Here is a 16813-nt window from a genome sequence, read left to right as displayed (position 1 = left end):
CATGACGGTGCTCGATATCAAGCTGTTTCGCGACGTCAGAAGGCTCTGGGCGCAGGTGCTCGCCGTCGCGCTGGTCGTCGGCGGCGGCGTTGCGACGCTGGTGCTCGCGGTCGGCTCCCATCGCTCGCTCGAGGAAACCCGGATCGCATACTACGAACGTTACGGCTTCGCCGACGTGTTCGCTCAAGCGAAGCGCGCGCCCAAGGCGCTCACCGGTAGGATCGGCGAGATCCCCGGCGTCGCCGCCGTCGATGCTCGTATCGCTAAGCCGGCGCTGCTGGACATTCCCGGCTTCTCGGAGCCGGCCAGCGCGCAGTTCGTCTCGCTGCCCGACAACGGCGAAGCGCATCTGAACCGGCTCTACATGCGGTCCGGACGGTTCCCGGAGTCGGGACGGACGGAGGAGGTGGTCGTCAACGAGCCGTTCGCCCGGGCTCACGGCTTCTCGGAAGGGGCGCGGTTCTCGGCCATCCTGAATGGCAAGAAGCGCGAACTCGTGATTGTCGGCACCGCGTTGTCACCCGAATTCGTCTACACCGTCGGCCCTGGCGATCTGATGCCGGACGATCGCCGCTACGCCATCGTCTGGATGTCGGAGAAGTCGCTCGCCAGTGTCTATGATCTCGATGGCGCTTTCTCGGCGGTGTCAGTCAAGCTGCAGCCTGGGGCGTCGGAGCGCGACGTGATCGCGCGGGTCGACGCGTTGCTCGACCCGTATGGCGGGCAGGCGGCGCATGGGCGGAAGGACCAGACCTCGCACGCCTGGCTCGATCATGAACTCGACATGCTCAACAACATGAGCCGCACGTTGCCACCGATCTTTTTGCTGGTGGCCGCGTTCTTGGTCAACCTCACTTTGACCCGGCTGGTCGCGCTCGAGCGCGAACAGATCGGCCTCTTCAAGGCGCTCGGCTATTCGGACCGCAGCGTCGTGCTGCATTATCTGAAGTTCGTGGCATTGATCGTTGCGACCGGAATTCTCCTGGGCGGTGTCGCCGGCACCTGGCTCGGATTGCGCGTCACCGCCCTGTTCGGCGACTTCTTCCACTTTCCGTTCCTGGTATTCGCGAAGGCGCCGGATCTGTACGTCACCGCCGGCGCGCTCAGCGCGGCTGCCGCTGCCATCGGCGCGCTGCGAGCGCTGCGGGACGTGGTCAAGCTGCCGCCGGCCGTTGCAATGCAACCGCCCGCGCCGCCGGTCTATCGGCGGCTGTTGCCGGCAAGCATTCAGCTCGACCAGATCGTATCGCAGCCGACGCTCATGATGATACGCAACATCGCGCGGCATCCTGCGCGCGCCGCGTTCACGGCGCTTGGCATGGCGCTGGCCACGGCCATCCTGGTCGTCTCGTTGTTCACGCGCGACTCGATGGAGCACCTGATCGACGTAACCTACTTCCTCGCCGACCGGCAGGATGCGACCATCGGCTTTGCCGAGAAGCGCATCGCGAACGTGGTGGAGCAGGTGAGCCGACTGCCGGGCGTTCTCTCGGCCGAACCGTTCCGAGAGGTGCCCGTCCGGATTCGCCACGGCAACGTCGAACGCCGGATCATGATCAGCGGCCGGCCCGCCGATGCAGACTTGCGGCGTATCATCGACGCCGACCTTCATCCGGTCGCGCTGCCCGAGACGGGCCTTGCGCTGTCCGGCATGCTAGCTCAGATCCTCGGCGTCCGCGCCGGTGACACCGTCGAACTCGATATGCTGGAGGGCGCCCGTCGCACGGTCACGACGCCGGTCGTGGCGACGGTCGAAGATTATTTCGGCATCAGGGGAATGATGGAGATTGGGGCGCTCCGCAAGCTGATGCGTGAAGCGCCGGTCGTGAGCAGTGTGAACCTCAGCCTCGACGAGAGCCGGAGGGAGGATTTCTACGCGGCGGTGAAGTCCATGCCGACGGTTGGCGGCGTGGCGCTGCAGCGTGTCTCGCTCGCGAACTTCCGCAAGACGGTCGCACTGCTCGTCACCACAATGGCGAGCATCTACACCGGTCTCGCCGCCGTGATCGCGTTTGGCGTGGTCTACAACAACGCCCGAATCTCACTGTCCGAACGGGCGCGCGAGCTGGCGAGCCTGCGCGTGCTTGGCTTCACGCGCGGCGAGGTGCTGCGCATCCTCCTGCTCGAACTCGCCATCCTCACCCTGATAGCGCAGCCGCCGGGCTGGGTGATGGGCTATGGGCTTGCATGGGTGATGAAGTCCAATCTGGCCGGCGAGCTGATGCGTGTCCGCCTCGTCGTCGAGCATTCCACCTACGTCATCGCGACTTCCGTCGTGGTGCTGGCTGCCGTCGCCTCCGCCGCGGTCATCCGCGAACGCATCGACAAACTGGACCTCGTCGCGGTCCTCAAGACGCGAGACTAGCCATGTCGGCCAACTGGACCAAACGTTTCATCGGCGCTGCGCTTCTAGCCGCCATCGCGAGCGGGCTGGCCTGGTTTGCTTGGCCGCGCCCGGTTCTGGTCGATCTCGCAACCCTGGCCAAGGGTCCGATCGAAGTTACCGCGGACGATGACGGCAAGACGCATGTTCGCCACGTCTACACGGTCTCGGCGCCCATCGCTGGAAAGGTCCTCAGGATTTCGCATCCGCTCGGCGAGCAGGGACCTTCGCTTCACGTCGGCGACGAGGTGACCGCCAACCAGACCGTCGTCGCTCTCATGCAGCCGACGCTGCCGGGATTCATCGACGTGCGCTCGCGCGACCAGCTTCAGGCCGAAGTGCTGGCTGCCGATGCGGCCATTCAGCAGCAGGAGGCCGAAGTGAAGCGGATCGAGGCCGCGCTGGACTTCTCCCGGACCGAGTTCCAGCGGGCGCAGACGCTGCTGCGGACGCAGTCCACCTCGGCTCAGGCCTTCGACAAGGCGAAATTCGAGGTCGCCACCAACGAAGCCGCCCTGGCTAGTGCGAAGGCTCAGATCGAGATGCGTCGCGCAGTGCGCACCAGTCTTGCGGCGCGGCTGATGGACCCTGCCAATGCCGCGCCGTCAGCGGAGCCGATGTGCTGCGTCCGCGTGCTCGCGCCGGCGAGCGGACGGGTGCTGAAGATCATCCAGGACAGCGAGGCGACGGTTCTGCCCGGGACGTCGTTGATCGACATCGGCAACCCGCTCGATCTGGAGGTTGTGGCTGACCTGCTGTCGATCGATGCCGTGCAGATCAAGGTTGGCGCGCCCGTGCGGATCGACGGCTGGGGCGGGCAGCCGATCAGGGGCAAGGTGGTCCGTGTCGACCCCGCCGGCTTCCTGAAGGTTTCGGCGCTGGGTATCGAGGAACAGCGGGTCCGGGTCACCATCGATTTCAGCGACCCGCCAGAGAATTGGGCCTCGCTCGGACACGACTATCGCGTCGTTGTGCATGTGACGACATGGAGCGCCCAGGACGCCCTGTCCGTGCCGGTAAGCGCTTTGTTCCGGAGAGGCGATCAGTGGGCCGTTTTTGTCGACCAGAACGGCCGGGCCCGGACGACTCTCGTCCAGATCGGCCACCGCAACAACCGCCTCGCGGAGGTTCTCTCGGGTCTCGTTGCCGGAGACCGCGTCGTGCTGCATCCAAGTGACCGGATCTCCGATGAAACTAGGATCGCGCAAAGAGAGTAGAGGGCCCGCGCCGGCACGCTACCGAGGAGAGCGATATGCAGGTGTCAGGCCGCAGCGCGGCCCAGGTCGAGCGATGGCCTGCGTTTCGTCGGGAAGCTCAGCGCCACCGCGACGGCGGCGAGCCCGATCGCGAAGGAGCCGGCGTGCAGCCACGTGTAGCGCTGGAAATTGTCGAACACGAGCCCGCCGGCCCACGGCCCGAGCGCCATGCCGAGGCTGGCGAAGGCCGACACCGCGCCGAACACGGTGCCCATGATGCGCGCGCCGAAGAATTCGCGGACCAGCACCGCATACAGCGGCATCACCCCGCCATAGGCGAGGCCGAACACCACCGAGAGCGCGTAGAATTCGCCGAGCTGCGCCACTGCGAGATAGGTCGCGATGCACATCGCCTGCACGAGCAGGCCGCCGACCAGCACGGGCTTCGCGCCGATGCGATCGGCCAGCGCGCCCAGCAACAGACGTCCGCCGAGGCCCGAGACGCCGGCGACGCTGTAGACCGTCACCGCCGTGAGCGGGGCGATGCCGCACACCATCGCATAGGACACCATGTGGAAGATCGGGCCGGAATGCGCCGCGCAGCAGGCGAAATGCGCCGCCGCGAGCGCGATGAATTGCGGCGTGCGCAGCGCCTGCGCCGCGGTCAGCTCGACCTCCGGTGTTGCGTCTGCCGTGGCGGCGCCCGCCGCCACCGGCGCCGGACGCACCAGGAAGCATGCCGGGATCAGCAGCGCCCACGAAGCGATGCCGATCACCAGCATCGCGGTGCGCCAGTCATAGGCCGTGATCAGCCAGCTCGCAGTCGGCGCGATCGTCACCGGCGACACGCCCATGCCGGCGGAAACCAGCGCCACCGCAAGGCTGCGGTTTGTCTCGATCCACGCGCTCGCGAGCGCCATCATCGGTGCGTAGAAGCTGCCGGCGGCAATGCCGATCAGCACGCCGAAGCAAAGCTGGAATTGCCACAGGCTTGTCGCCTGGCTCGCCGTGACGAGACCGAGCCCCAGCAGAACGCTTCCCGCGAGCACCACGATGCGCGTACCGAACCGGTCCGATAGCGCGCCCCACAGGAACGCGGCCACGCCCATGCAAAGGAAATCCAGCGTCGCCGCCGCCGACACTCCGGCGCGCGACCAGCCCATCGCTTCCGAGATCGGCTGCAGAAACACCGCCAGGGACAGCATCGTGCCGAACCCGACGCAAGTCATCAGCGCACCCGCGGCGACAACGACCCAGCCATAGTCGAAGCGTGATGCCTTGCTCATGCGTTTCCTCAGCGCTGTTGGTTTTGTTGGTGAGGCGCGGGAGGGATGGTGGCCTATCAAACGGCGGAGGGCAAGGCTGGCGGCTGCGCGTTTTCGTAACCCGTCGTCATCCGGGGCGCGCCACTTGGCGCGAACCCGGAATCCATCTCTCCGTGTTGCCTGCTGTACGATGGATTCTCAGATGCGCAATTGCGCAATGCCATCGTGCCACTGTTTTGCCCGATGGGTCAAATTGATTTCTAAAAATCGAAAACTCCAATCCAGACAAGCCTTCGCCTACTGTGCATGGGGTTGTTTTCGATATTTTTGTTTCGCCGGGTCCCGGCCAAAACGCAAATGCCCGGGACGAGCCCGGGCATGACGGCGGCTGATGTGACTGTGAAAGCTTACCCCCGCCTCAGCTATCCACCTTCAGCGCGGCAATGAAGGCTTCCTGCGGGATGTCGACCTTGCCGAACTGCCGCATCTTCTTCTTGCCTTCCTTCTGCTTCTCCAGAAGTTTTCGTTTACGCGTGATGTCGCCGCCGTAGCATTTTGCAGTGACGTCCTTGCGCAGGGCGCGGACCGTCTCGCGGGCGATCACCTTGCCGCCGATCGCCGCCTGGATCGGGATCTGGAACATGTGCGGCGGGATCAGCTCCTTCATCTTCTCGACCATGGCGCGGCCGCGCCCCTCCGCGCGGGTGCGATGGACCAGCATCGAGAGCGCGTCGACCGGCTCGTTGTTGACGAGGATCTGCATCTTGACGAGGTCGGCCGGCTTGTAGTCGGTGAGATGATAGTCGAACGAGGCGTAGCCCTTGGAGACCGACTTGAGGCGGTCGTAGAAGTCGAACACGACCTCGTTGAGCGGCAAATCGTATTTCACCATGGCGCGGGAGCCGACGTAAGTGAGCTCCTTCTGCGAGCCGCGACGGTCCTGACACAGCTTCAGCACGCTGCCGAGATATTCGTCGGGTGTCATGATCGTGGCCTCGATCCAGGGCTCCTGGATCTCGGCGATCTTGACCACGTCGGGCATGTCGACGGGATTGTGGATCTCGATCTCTTGGCCGTCGGTGAGCTTCATCTTGTAGATGACGCTCGGCGCAGTCGCGATCAGATTGAGATCGAACTCGCGCGACAACCGCTCCTGAATGATCTCGAGATGCAGAAGTCCGAGGAAGCCGCAGCGGAAGCCGAAGCCGAGTGCGGCCGAGGTCTCCATCTCGAACGAGAAGCTGGCGTCGTTGAGGCGCAGCTTGCCCATGGCGCCGCGCAGCGTTTCGAAATCGTCGGCGTCGACCGGGAACAGGCCGCAGAACACCACGGGGATGGCCGGCTTGAAGCCCGGCAGCATTTCGGTGACAGGCTTCCTGTCGTCGGTGATGGTGTCGCCGACGCGGGTGTCGGCGACTTCCTTGATCGCGGCGGTGATGAAGCCGATCTCGCCGGGGCCGAGCTCGTCGACCTGCTGCATCTTCGGCGTGAAGAAGCCGACGCGCTCGACGCCATAGGCGGCGCCCGTGCCCATCATGCGCACGCGGCTGCCCTTCTTCATGACGCCGTCGACGACACGGATGAGAACGACGACGCCGAGATAGACGTCGTACCAGCTGTCGACCAGCAGCGCCTTCAAGGTCGCACTGCGGTCGCCCTTCGGCGGCGGCAGGCGAGTGACGATGGCTTCCAGCACGTCGGGCACGCCGAGGCCGGTCTTGGCCGAGATCATCACCGCGTCGGAGGCGTCGATGCCGATGACGTCCTCGATCTGCTGCTTGATCTTCTCGGGCTCGGCCGCGGGCAGGTCGACCTTGTTCAGGACCGGGACGATCTCGTGATTGTTGTCGAGCGCCTGGTAGACGTTGGCGAGCGTCTGCGCTTCGACGCCCTGGCTGGCGTCGACCACCAGCAGGGAACCTTCGCAGGCCGCCAGCGACCGCGAGACTTCGTAGGCGAAGTCGACATGGCCGGGCGTGTCCATCAGGTTGAAGATGTAATCCTTGCCGTCCTTGGCGCGGTACGAAAGCCGCACCGTCTGCGCCTTGATGGTGATGCCGCGCTCGCGCTCGATGTCCATGGAATCGAGCACCTGCTCCTTGCCCGCCATTTCGCGGTCGGAGAGGCCGCCGGTCATCTGGATCAGACGGTCGGCCAGCGTCGATTTGCCATGGTCGATATGGGCGACGATGGAGAAATTGCGGATGTTGGAAATGGGGACGGTCGTCATGGGCGCGGGATACCACTCACATCCCCGTGCGGCAACCATATTGCTGTAATTTCAGGGCCTTTGTTCACGCCAAGCTGATTCCACGATGGGCCAAAACGCGCTAGGCAAGCGCCCATGTCGACCACGTCTCTTCCCTCCCCTGAAGTGCGCACGAAGGCCCGCCTGAGCTTTGGCCGCTTCCGGGCCTGGCTGGTTGCCTGCGCGGTCCGCCCCGAGGCGAGATTGTGGCTGGTGATCCAGCTCGCCATCCTCCATGCGGTGCTCTGGACCTTCATCCTGATCAATCTGAAGGCCGCGCAGGACGTTCACATGGACGTCGCAGAGGCCTATGGCTGGGGCCAGAAATTCCTATGGGGCTATGGCAAGCATCCGCCGCTGTCGGGCTGGGTCGCCGGGCTCTGGTTCAAGATGTTCCCGGCGGCGGACTGGGCGACCTATGCGCTGGCGATGGCGACGGTCAGCGCCGGCATGGTGATCTGCTGGCTGGTTGCCTTGCGCGTGGTGGACGCGCGGCGCGCGTTCCTGGTCGTGGTGATGGTCGCGCTCTACCCGATCTTCAATTTCAAGGGGTTCAAGTACAACCCGGATCTGCTCCAGCTCGTCACCCTGCCGCTGCTGGTGCTCGCCTATCTCAACGCGTTCGAGAAGCGGAGCTGGCGGTCCGGAGTCCTGCTCGGCCTTGCCGGCGCGCTGGCGCTGATGACCAAATATTGGGTGCTGACCATGATCGGCGCCATCGGGCTCGCCGCGCTGATCCATCCGGAGCGGATGAGATTTTTGGTATCGCCGGCGCCGTGGGTCGCGATCGTGACGATGGTCGTGGCGATGATCCCGCACGTGGTCTGGCTGGCCGAGGCGCATTTCGTGCCGCTGACCTATGCCGGCGACACCTACAGCCTCGCGGACAGCGGCCAGGTGCATCAGCTCGTCACCGGCTACATGCTGCATAATCTCGGGCTGCTGGCATTGCCGGTGGCGCTGGCCGGGCTCGCGATGGCGCTGGTGCCGCCGTCGTTCACATTGCTGCTGCGCGCGCCCTTGCGCATCGTCACGCGCGCCTGGGCGCGCGGCGCCAATCCGGGCGTCAATGTCTCGCAGGCGCTGAACGTGTGGATGATCCAGATCATCGTCGCATTCGGCCCGCCGCTCGGCGCGCTGGTCTTCGGCGTTTACCTGAAGACCGATTGGGGCATCTCGCTGTTCTTCTTGGTGCCGCTCGCTCTGGTCGCGATTCCCACGCTGCGGGTGCAGGACGCGAGCCTGTTCAACATCGCCGCGATCTGGCTCGTGCTCAGCGTTGCCACGCTCGTCGCCTCGCCCTGGATCGCCGCGCGCGAGATGACGGCCAATGCCGGCAACACGGCGACCTATGGCGCGCGCTCCGAGCTCGCGCGCGAGCTGACCCAGGCCTGGCACGCGCGCTTCGCCTCGCGCTGGGCGGTCGTTGCGGGGACGATGGAGACGATCCAGCCGATGGTGTTCTACAGCCCCGATCACCCCAGCCCGTTCACGCCGAACGAGGCCTGGGCGTCCGGGCTGACCTCGCTCGACGACGTCAAGACATACGGCTTCATCGGCGTGTTCGATGCGACCGACGAACGCCTGCCCAAGTTCGAGAAGTGGATTTCGGAGGTCGCGCCGACCGCCGAGCGCGTGGTGATGACCACGCGCCGCTTCACCCACGGCAAGGCCGGCCCGGCGATGAGCTGGAACGTCTACATCGCGCCACCGGCGAAGTGATTGCGACGTTCTCGGTCTCGTAGGGTGGGCAAAGGCGCGAAGCGCCGTGCCCACCATCTCGCGCTAATCGCAGAAAAGTCGTGGGCACGCTTCCGCCTTCGCCCTCCGGGCTTCGGCGGACAAGTCGCTTTGCCCACCCTACGGCACTGAGCGTGTAGCGCGAGAGGGGCCTAAACCCCTTCCTCGTTGAACTTGCTTTCAACGAGCTCGGTGATCGCCGCGAGCGCAGCTTCGGCATCCGTGCCGGCGGCGGCGACGGTGATCGTCGTGCCCGGTCCGGCGGCAAGCATCATCAGGCCCATGATCGAGGTGCCGCCAACCGTCTCGCCGCCGCGCGTCACCCAGACCTGCGCCTCGAAGCGCTCGACTGCCTGGACGAATTTCGCGGAGGCGCGGGCATGCAGGCCGCGCTTGTTGATGATCAGGAGGTCCTTGGAGATCGCGCCCGCGGGCACGCCTGTCCCCGCTTGTGGCGCCTCGTCGCTCATTTGCCGGCGAGCACGCGACTGGCGATGGTGACGTATTTGCGTCCCGCTTCCTGGGCCATCGCGATCGCGTCGGGCAGCGGACGCTCCTCGCGCACCTTGGCGAGCTTGACCAGCATGGGCAGGTTGATGCCCGCGAGCACTTCGACCTTGGGCCGGCTCATGCAGGATATTGCAAGGTTCGACGGCGTGCCGCCGAACATGTCGGTGAGGATCGCAACGCCGTCGCCGGAATCGACGCGGTTAACCGCCTCGATGATGTCACTTCGGCAGAGATCGGAATCATCTTCGGCACCGATCGTGATCGCTTCGATTTGCTTTTGTGGGCCCATGACATGTTCAAGCGCTGCCTTGAATTCGTCGGCAAGGCGCCCGTGGGTCACAAGTACTAGACCAATCATCGGAAAACTCCTCGCGGGCGCTTTTGGTGCACCGCACGAACGCGCCACTTTGACCATCCAGAGCCCCTGCGCAAGAGGGGATGTTGCGTATCTCCCTGAATCTAGACGGATGGATGAGGGGAGCTGCGCCGGTCTATTCGGTCGCGATAGTGGGGTTCATATGGTTACCATTTCCCTTCAAACAATCGCCTGAAGGGTTAACGGAAGATGAACTCTTGGTAGTGGTCAAGGCCGCGACAACCAGTGGGAGGGGTGAATATCCGCGGCTAACAGGGATTCGCGGTATTTGGACACCGGAAATGATGGTTTTCAGCGATTCCGTCGCAGGCAGGCGCTCGGCGTCCGCGGCATCCAGATCGACCACGAGACCGACGGTCGCATGCTCCACGAAGTCGCAGTGGCGGATCCCGAGGCCCCGGATCTCGATCAGGCCAGCCAATACCGGCGCGGGGCGGACTTCAATTTCATCGCCGACTGTCGCCAGATGGACACGGTCATCCCCGACCAGAACGGCCCTTTCGACCACGCCCGAGCGTCCGGCCATGATCAAATCGAAGGCAAGGCGCGACTTGCCGGAGCCCGAGGGACCGCGGATCAGCACCGCCCGATGTCCGACCTTGACTGCGGAGGCGTGAACGCTGGGCCCGCGGTCGTTCATAGCGCCGGCAGCCTCACCACGAAGCGCGCGCCTGCGACCGTCGGCACGCCCTCGCCATCCGGCGGGCCTGCGCGGTTCTCGGCCCAGATGCGCCCGCCATGGGCGTCGATGATCTGCTTGGAGATCGACAGGCCGAGGCCGGAGTTCTGGCCAAAACCCTGATGCGGACGGTCGGTGTAGAAGCGCTCGAAGATGCGTTCCAGCGCGTCGTCGCGAATGCCGGGGCCGTCGTCGTCGACCACGATCTCGATCTCGGAGCGCGCGCGACGGCAGGTGAGGCGCACCTTGCTGCCGGGTTCGGAGAACGACTGCGCGTTGGACAGCAGGTTGGAGACCACTTGTCCGAGCCGTGAATCGTGGCCGGACACGGCGAAGGTGTCGGTCGGGCTGCGGCCCTCGAAGCGCGTCTCGACCGCGACGTCGTGGCCGAGCTTGGTCTCGTTGGCGACGGACACCAGCGTCGTCAGCAGGCGGCGCAAATCGACCGGGATCGCGTCCTGGCGCTGCAATTCGGCATCGAGGCGGCTGGCGTCGGAGATGTCGGAGATCAGGCGGTCGAGCCGCTTGACGTCGTGCTCGATCACCTCGAGCAGGCGCGCACGGCTGTTCTCGTTGCGCGCCAGCGGCAGCGTCTCGACCGCCGAGCGCAGCGAGGTCAGCGGGTTCTTCAATTCGTGGGCGACGTCGGCGGCGAACATCTCGATCGCCTCGATGCGGCTGTAGAGCGCGCTCGTCATGTCGCGCAGGGCGCCGGAGAGATGACCGATCTCGTCGCGGCGGCGGGTGAAATCGGGGATCTCGATGCGGGCCTTGATGCGGCGGCGGACGCGCTCGGCGCTGTCGGCAAGCCGGCGCACGGGCCCGGCGATCGTGCTCGCAAGCAGCAGCGACAGCATGATCATGACGGCGGCCGCGACGCCGCCGACTTTCAGGATGGCGAGGCGTTCGGCAGTGACCATCTGGTCGATGTCGTCACCTTGCGTCGACAGCATCAGCGCGCCGTGGATCGCGCGCGAGCGCAGCACCGGGACCGCGACCGAGACGATCACCTCGCCGCGGGCATTGACCCGCACCATCGAGCGTTTCTGGCCCTGGAGCGCATCGCCCACCTCGGCATAGCCGTTGCCGTTCTCGGGGCCGAGCTCGCGATAGAGCGGCAAGTCGCCGCGGTTCAGCCAGGTGCGCACCGCGACCATGCCGCGCTCGACGAAGCCGGGCTTCTCCGCCGGCGGCGGCAGGTCGAGGCGCAGCACGTTTTCGAGGTTGCGGCTGTCGAGCAGCAGGCTGCCGTTCGGATCGTAGATGCGGGCGCGCGTCTTGGTCGGCGAGATCAGCGTGCGCAGCACCGGCGCCACGCGCTCCGGATTGATCGGGAAGTCCAGCGGCGAGTACTCGTCCGAGCCGCCATAGGTCTCGCCCGGCTTGAGGTCGAGCAGCCGGTCGGGATCGATGGTGATGGCGTTGGTCTGCACCGTGGCGGAGGCCGCGATCGCGCCGGCGATGATCTCGGCCTGCACCAGGAGGCTCTGCGCCCGCGCGTCGATCAGTCCGGCGCGGAATTGCGACAGATACAGGATGCTCGCCACCAGCGCGACGAGGCCGGCGAGATTGAGCGAGACGATGCGGCGGGTCAGGCTGGAGAAGGACAGCGCGAAGAAGAATTGCCCGGCGCGCTTGAGCCAGTTCAGCGGTCGGAAGCCCTGCGGCTTGTCTTCGGCAAATTGCTCCGGAACGCCGTCGGATGTGATCTCCCCGGCGCTCTGGTTCTCGTCAGGCTGCGTTCGGTCAAGCAATGCTTACGCCCGCGTTAGGACAGCTCGTGGCAATGGTCCTCGCATCCTAGAGCCATCCCGGTCCCGATGAAATCAGAACCGGCGATGCTCTCAGTCTTTCGTGAAGGCGCCTCGCGCCTCAGGCTTCCTTGAAGCGGTAGCCGACGCCGTACAGCGTCTCGATCATCTCGAACTCGTTGTCGACCACCTTGAACTTCTTGCGCAGCCGCTTGATGTGGCTGTCGATGGTGCGGTCGTCGACATAGACCTGGTCGTCATAGGCGGCGTCCATCAGCGCGTTGCGGCTCTTCACCACGCCGGGCCGGGTCGCGAGCGCCTGCAGGATCAGGAATTCCGTGACGGTCAGCGTCACCGGCTCGTTCTTCCAGGTGCAGGTATGCCGTTCCGGATCCATGCGCAGCAGGCCGCGGTCGAGCGCCTTGGCGTCGTTCTCCTTCGGCGCGACGGTCGGGTCCTTCGGCGCCGAGCGGCGCAGCACCGCCTTGACGCGCTCGACCAGGAGACGCTGCGAGAACGGTTTGCGGATGAAATCGTCGGCGCCCATCTTGAGGCCGAACAGCTCGTCGATCTCCTCGTCCTTGGAGGTCAGGAAGATCACCGGCAGGTCGGACTTCTGCCTGAGCCGGCGCAGCGTCTCCATGCCGTCCATGCGCGGCATCTTGATGTCGAGGATGGCGAGATCGGGCTGGGTGGTGCGGAAACCGTCAAGCGCGGAAGCGCCGTCGGTGTAGGTCATGATGCGGTAGCCTTCGGCTTCCAGCGCGATCGAGACGGATGTGAGAATGTTGCGGTCGTCGTCGACCAAAGCGATTGTGGGCATGAGCCTCTGCTTTCTGCTTTCCGTTTGGGTCGTGGCTTGAAACGGCGAGCAATCCACTGATGCGCCGCATACATGGGTGCCGATGTCGGCGTTCGAACCTTGTCACCGAGCAATGCAAGCTGGGCTGAAGTGTGACCAAGTTCCACGAAACGCGGCAGATTCGCCGCATGTCGACCCATAACCAGGCCCCCGTTTACCCGAAAAAAGGCCTCCCTTGCAACCACCTGAGCCGAGAAAGCCGATGCAACCGACCCCTGATTTCGACCCCGCAAAGCTCGCCAAATCCCTGCTGCGGCGATCGCGGCAGGGGGCGCTGGCAACTCTCATGGCCGGCAGCGGCGACCCCTATTGTTCCCTGGTCAATCTGGCCAGCCATCCCGACGGTTCCCCCATCCTGCTGATCTCGGGCCTCGCCGTGCATACAAGGAACCTTCTCGCCGACAGCAGGGTCTCCCTGATGCTGGACGAGCGGGCGGCGGGCGATCCGCTGGAAGGCGCCCGGATCATGCTGTCCGGCCGGGCGGAGCAGGCTGATGCCGCGAGGGATTTGCTCCAGCGACGTTATCTCAATGCGCATCCGTCGGCGGAAGGCTTTGTTTCCTTTAAGGATTTCTCTTTTTTCCGGATCCGCCCCACGGGAACTCATCTGGTCGCCGGCTTCGGCCGGATCGTCGATCTCAAGCCCGCCCAGTTCCTCACGGACCTCTCCGGCGCCGAAGATCTGCTGGCAGCGGAGGAGGGGGCGGTCACGCATATGAATGCCGATCATCGCGACGCCATGGGCCTCTATGCGACAAAGCTCCTTGGCGCTGCCGCGGGGGACTGGCGTTGCACCGGCTGCGATCCGGAAGGCCTCGATATGCAGGACGGCCAGACCGCGCTGCGGCTGGACTTCCCGGAGCGGGTGACGGACGGCACGTCGCTGCGCAAGATGCTGGTCCGCCTCGCTGGCGAAGCGCGCATGAAGATGGACTAGAACGCAACAATTTGAACGCCGCGACCCATCGCTGCGACCCAAGACGGTCAGGTCTCAAGGCTCGCAGCGAGAGGGTTCATGGCGCGTCGTCGTTTGGCATTGGCTGCGGGTCTGGCGCTCGCGATCACCACGTCGCTTGCCACGCCCGGCCTTGCCCAGAAGAGCGATCTGTCGGCGCAGAGCGGGCGCATCAATGCGCTCCGGAGCGCCGGCAAATATTCGGAGGCGCTGCCGCTGGCGCAGGCCATGGTGGCCTCGCTCGAGAAGACCAGCAACAACCGCGACCTCGCCGCGGCGCTCAACAATCTCGGGCAGATTTACGCCGACCAGGGCCACGACGATCAGGCCGAGCCGCTCTACAAACGCGCCATCGCGCTGATGGAGAAGGGGACCGGTCAGGGCAGCGTCGAGATTGCGCCGCTCCTGAACAATCTCGCCGCGCTCTATCAGCGGCAGAGCCGCTTCACCGAAGCCGAACCGCTGTTCAAGCGTGCGCTGGCCGTTCGCGAAAAGGCGCTGTCGCGCGAGCATCCCGATGTCGGCCAGGCCCTGAACAATCTCGCCACGCTCTACGTGAAGCAGGAGCATTTTGCCGACGCCGAGCCGCTGTTTCAGCGGGCCCTCGCGATCTATCAGAAGGCCGCCGGGCCCGAGCATCCCGCGGTTGCCACCGTCCTGAACAATCTCGGCCAGGTCGATCGCGACCTCAACCGCGATGCCGATGCCGAAGCGCCGATCAAGCGCTCGCTCGCGATCCGCGAAAAGGTGCTGGGCCCGGATCATCCCGACGTGGCGCGCTCGCTCAACAATCTCGCCGGGCTCTACGAGCACCAGCAGCGCTATGCCGAGGCCGAGCCGCTCTATCGCCGCGCGCTTGCCATCCGCGAGCGGGCGCTCGGGGTGGATCATCCCGATGTCGTGACCTCGACCAGCAATCTCGCTTATTTCCTTCAGGTGTCAGGCCGCACCGCCGAGGCCTTGCCGTTTGCGCAGAAGACGCTTGCCGCCAACCGCGCGCAGCTGCGCACCGTGCTGCCGGTTCTGTTCGCTGCGCGCCAGCAAACTTTGCTGCCCGGCGACGGAGCGCTCGATGACGCGCTCGGCGCGATCCAGCGCGGCACGCAATCTTCCGCCGCCTCTGCCGTGAACAAGCTCGCGGTGCGATTGGCCGCCGGCAGCGATCGGCTCGCCGAGCTGGTGCGTCGGGATCAGGATCTCGCGGCCGAGGCCGAGGCGCTCGACAAGGCGATCATCACCGCGGTGTCGAAGCAATCGGCGCAGCGGGACGTCGCGGCCGAGCAGCGCAGCCGCGCGCGGATCGTTGCGATTGCAAGCGAACGCGCGGGGCTGCAAAAGTCGCTCACGCTCGAGTTTCCCGACTACGCCTCGCTCTCCAACCCGCTGCCGCTGGCGGTGAAGGACATCCAGCCGCTGCTGTCGGCCGATGAGGCGATGGTGATCTATTCCGTCGTCGACAAGCGGAGCTACGTCATCGCGATCACGCGCGATGGCGCCGACTGGAAGGAGATCTCGCTCGGCGCGGACGCAATGGCGCGGAAAGTCTCGGCCTTCCGCAGGGGGCTGGATGTCGGCAAGGCGCGCGATGCCTCCGGCAAATCGGGCCTGTTCGATCTCGCGCTCGCCAACGAGCTCTATGTCGCGCTGCTCGGCCCGGTCGAGGCGTTGACGAAGGACAAGCGCAATCTGCTGGTCGTGCCATCGGCGGCGCTGACCGCATTGCCGTTCCATCTGCTGGTCACCGAGAAGCCGCAGGCCGCGATTCCGGACAGGCTCGACGGCTATCGCGACGCCGCCTGGCTGCTCAGGCGTCAGGCCGTCTCGGTGCTGCCGTCGGTGATCAGCCTGAAATCGCTGCGTGCCTTCGCGCGCAGGGATCAGGGCGCAAAGCCGATGACCGGCTTCGGCGATCCCGTCTTCAATCCCGCAGCCGAAGGGCCCGCCGACCGTCGCGCCGCAGGCGGCAAGGTCGCGGCGCGCAGCATTGCGACGATTGCCTATACCGATTTCTGGCGCGGCGCCGGGGTCGATCGCGCGCGGCTGGCGCAGGCGTTGCCGCAACTGCCCGATACCGCCGATGAGCTGAACGCGGTGGCGAGGGACGTCGGCGCCACTGATGCCGACATCCATCTCGGACGCGATGCCAGCGAAACGACGCTGAAGCGTGCAGCGCTTGCCCAATACGGCATCATCTATTTTGCCACCCACGGCCTCGTCGCCGGCGACGTCAAGGGACTGGGCGAGCCCTCGCTTGCATTGTCCATTCCCGATCAGCCGTCTGAGCTCGACGACGGCCTTCTGACCGCGAGCGAAGTGGCCCAGCTCAAGCTCAACGCCGATTGGGTGGTTCTGTCCGCCTGCAACACCATCGCCGGCGACAAGCCCGGGGCCGAAGCGCTGTCGGGATTGGCGCGCTCTTTCTTCTATGCCGGTGCCCGTGCGCTTCTGGTCTCGCATTGGGCCGTGGATTCGGAAGCCGCCACCCGCCTCACCACATCGACGTTCGAGTTGCTGAAGAACGAACCGAAAATCGGTCGCGCCGAAGCCTTGCGCCGCGCGATGTTAACGTTTGTCGACGACACCTCGTCACCGCGCAACGCCTACCCGGCGATGTGGGGACCGTTCGCGCTCATTGGCGAAGGCGAGGTACGATAAGCCGGCAGCCGGAATTGTGCGTCGCAAAAACCATCATCAACGCCGAATTCCGCATTTGGTTGCGCGATCATTCGTGATTTTTTGATGCAGCTGCTCAGAGCTGACATGCGCGACGTTTGGCGCGGTCCTTGAATAAACCAAATCCTGCGGGATCAGCTTGGCAACGCCAGCGTTCATCATTATTAGGTCGCCC

The 16813-nt window shown here is 65.3% G+C and carries 12 protein-coding genes; 5 read left to right on the top strand and 7 right to left on the bottom strand.

From position 1 onward, the window contains the following. Position 1: 1 nt before the first annotated feature. Both XI03_RS19235 and XI03_RS19230 read left to right on the top strand, forming a co-directional pair. Positions 2–2365: an ABC transporter permease gene (locus tag XI03_RS19235; RefSeq protein WP_271592935.1), complete on the top strand. Its 2364-nt coding sequence runs from the start codon at positions 2–4 to the stop codon at positions 2363–2365. A 2-nt stretch (positions 2366–2367) separates the two neighbouring features. Beyond that, positions 2368–3600: an efflux RND transporter periplasmic adaptor subunit gene (locus XI03_RS19230; RefSeq protein ID WP_028139804.1), complete on the top strand. Its 1233-nt coding sequence runs from the start codon at positions 2368–2370 to the stop codon at positions 3598–3600. A 44-nt stretch (positions 3601–3644) separates the two neighbouring features. Here XI03_RS19230 and XI03_RS19225 read toward each other — a convergent pair whose 3' ends face one another. After that, positions 3645–4865 (bottom strand): MFS transporter, encoded by a 1221-nt coding sequence (locus tag XI03_RS19225; RefSeq protein WP_271592934.1) that lies wholly within the window; start codon positions 4863–4865, stop codon positions 3645–3647. A gap of 397 nt (positions 4866–5262) precedes the next feature. Next, a complete protein-coding gene (lepA, locus tag XI03_RS19220; RefSeq protein WP_271592933.1) occupies positions 5263–7074 on the bottom strand; it encodes a translation elongation factor 4 in 1812 nt (603 codons plus the stop codon). Positions 7075–7188: 114 nt separating this feature from the next. Here lepA and XI03_RS19215 point away from each other — a divergent pair, with 114 nt between their 5' ends. Further along, on the top strand, positions 7189–8814 hold the full coding sequence (locus XI03_RS19215; protein ID WP_271592932.1) for a glycosyltransferase family 39 protein: 1626 nt from the start codon (positions 7189–7191) through the stop codon (positions 8812–8814). A 170-nt stretch (positions 8815–8984) separates the two neighbouring features. Here the strand turns inward: XI03_RS19215 and XI03_RS19210 are convergent, their stop codons facing one another. The 5 genes from XI03_RS19210 to XI03_RS19190 all read right to left on the bottom strand — a co-directional run bounded on the left by XI03_RS19210 (position 8985) and on the right by XI03_RS19190 (position 12971). Next, entirely contained in the window at positions 8985–9302 is a 318-nt protein-coding gene (locus tag XI03_RS19210; protein ID WP_212247403.1) for an HPr family phosphocarrier protein, read from the bottom strand. Beyond that, positions 9299–9700, bottom strand: coding sequence for a PTS sugar transporter subunit IIA (locus XI03_RS19205; RefSeq protein ID WP_007597752.1), 402 nt, complete (start codon positions 9698–9700; stop codon positions 9299–9301). The genes XI03_RS19210 and XI03_RS19205 overlap by 4 nt, the downstream gene beginning before the upstream one ends. 133 nt (positions 9701–9833) lie before the next feature. Continuing rightward, positions 9834–10358 (bottom strand): HPr kinase/phosphorylase, encoded by a 525-nt coding sequence (locus XI03_RS19200; RefSeq protein WP_271592931.1) that lies wholly within the window; start codon positions 10356–10358, stop codon positions 9834–9836. Then, complete coding sequence (locus tag XI03_RS19195) at positions 10355–12151, bottom strand: sensor histidine kinase (RefSeq protein WP_271592930.1); 1797 nt, start codon at positions 12149–12151, stop codon at positions 10355–10357. The genes XI03_RS19200 and XI03_RS19195 overlap by 4 nt, the downstream gene beginning before the upstream one ends. A 118-nt stretch (positions 12152–12269) precedes the next feature. Further along, entirely contained in the window at positions 12270–12971 is a 702-nt protein-coding gene (locus XI03_RS19190) for a response regulator transcription factor (RefSeq protein WP_008542552.1), read from the bottom strand. Positions 12972–13212: 241 nt separating this feature from the next. Here XI03_RS19190 and XI03_RS19185 point away from each other — a divergent pair, with 241 nt between their 5' ends. Both XI03_RS19185 and XI03_RS19180 read left to right on the top strand, forming a co-directional pair. Next, positions 13213–13947 carry a HugZ family pyridoxamine 5'-phosphate oxidase gene (locus XI03_RS19185; protein WP_095425102.1) on the top strand — a complete coding sequence of 245 codons (735 nt, stop codon included), beginning with the start codon at positions 13213–13215 and terminating at the stop codon, positions 13945–13947. Between the two features lie 78 nt (positions 13948–14025). Next, entirely contained in the window at positions 14026–16620 is a 2595-nt protein-coding gene (locus tag XI03_RS19180; RefSeq protein ID WP_271592929.1) for a CHAT domain-containing tetratricopeptide repeat protein, read from the top strand. Positions 16621–16813: the final 193 nt, after the last annotated feature.

It is taken from the genome of Bradyrhizobium sp. CCBAU 65884, assembly GCF_028128835.1.
GTDB lineage: Bacteria > Pseudomonadota > Alphaproteobacteria > Rhizobiales > Xanthobacteraceae > Bradyrhizobium > Bradyrhizobium ottawaense.
The sequence above is the reverse complement of the archived record's forward strand: the minus strand, read 5'-3'. Positions and strand labels throughout refer to the sequence as shown.

What these genes read in the sequence shown, in the direction of transcription:
- XI03_RS19235 (WP_271592935.1), top strand. Translation starts at nt 2, where the DNA reads ATGACGGTGCTCGATATCAAGCTGTTTCGCGACGTCAGAAGGCTCTGG.
- XI03_RS19230 (WP_028139804.1), top strand. Translation starts at nt 2,368, where the DNA reads ATGTCGGCCAACTGGACCAAACGTTTCATCGGCGCTGCGCTTCTAGCC.
- XI03_RS19225 (WP_271592934.1), bottom strand. Translation starts at nt 4,865, where the DNA reads ATGAGCAAGGCATCACGCTTCGACTATGGCTGGGTCGTTGTCGCCGCG.
- lepA (WP_271592933.1), bottom strand. Translation starts at nt 7,074, where the DNA reads ATGACGACCGTCCCCATTTCCAACATCCGCAATTTCTCCATCGTCGCC.
- XI03_RS19215 (WP_271592932.1), top strand. Translation starts at nt 7,189, where the DNA reads ATGTCGACCACGTCTCTTCCCTCCCCTGAAGTGCGCACGAAGGCCCGC.
- XI03_RS19210 (WP_212247403.1), bottom strand. Translation starts at nt 9,302, where the DNA reads ATGAGCGACGAGGCGCCACAAGCGGGGACAGGCGTGCCCGCGGGCGCG.
- XI03_RS19205 (WP_007597752.1), bottom strand. Translation starts at nt 9,700, where the DNA reads ATGATTGGTCTAGTACTTGTGACCCACGGGCGCCTTGCCGACGAATTC.
- XI03_RS19200 (WP_271592931.1), bottom strand. Translation starts at nt 10,358, where the DNA reads ATGAACGACCGCGGGCCCAGCGTTCACGCCTCCGCAGTCAAGGTCGGA.
- XI03_RS19190 (WP_008542552.1), bottom strand. Translation starts at nt 12,971, where the DNA reads ATGCCCACAATCGCTTTGGTCGACGACGACCGCAACATTCTCACATCC.
- XI03_RS19185 (WP_095425102.1), top strand. Translation starts at nt 13,213, where the DNA reads ATGCAACCGACCCCTGATTTCGACCCCGCAAAGCTCGCCAAATCCCTG.
- XI03_RS19180 (WP_271592929.1), top strand. Translation starts at nt 14,026, where the DNA reads ATGGCGCGTCGTCGTTTGGCATTGGCTGCGGGTCTGGCGCTCGCGATC.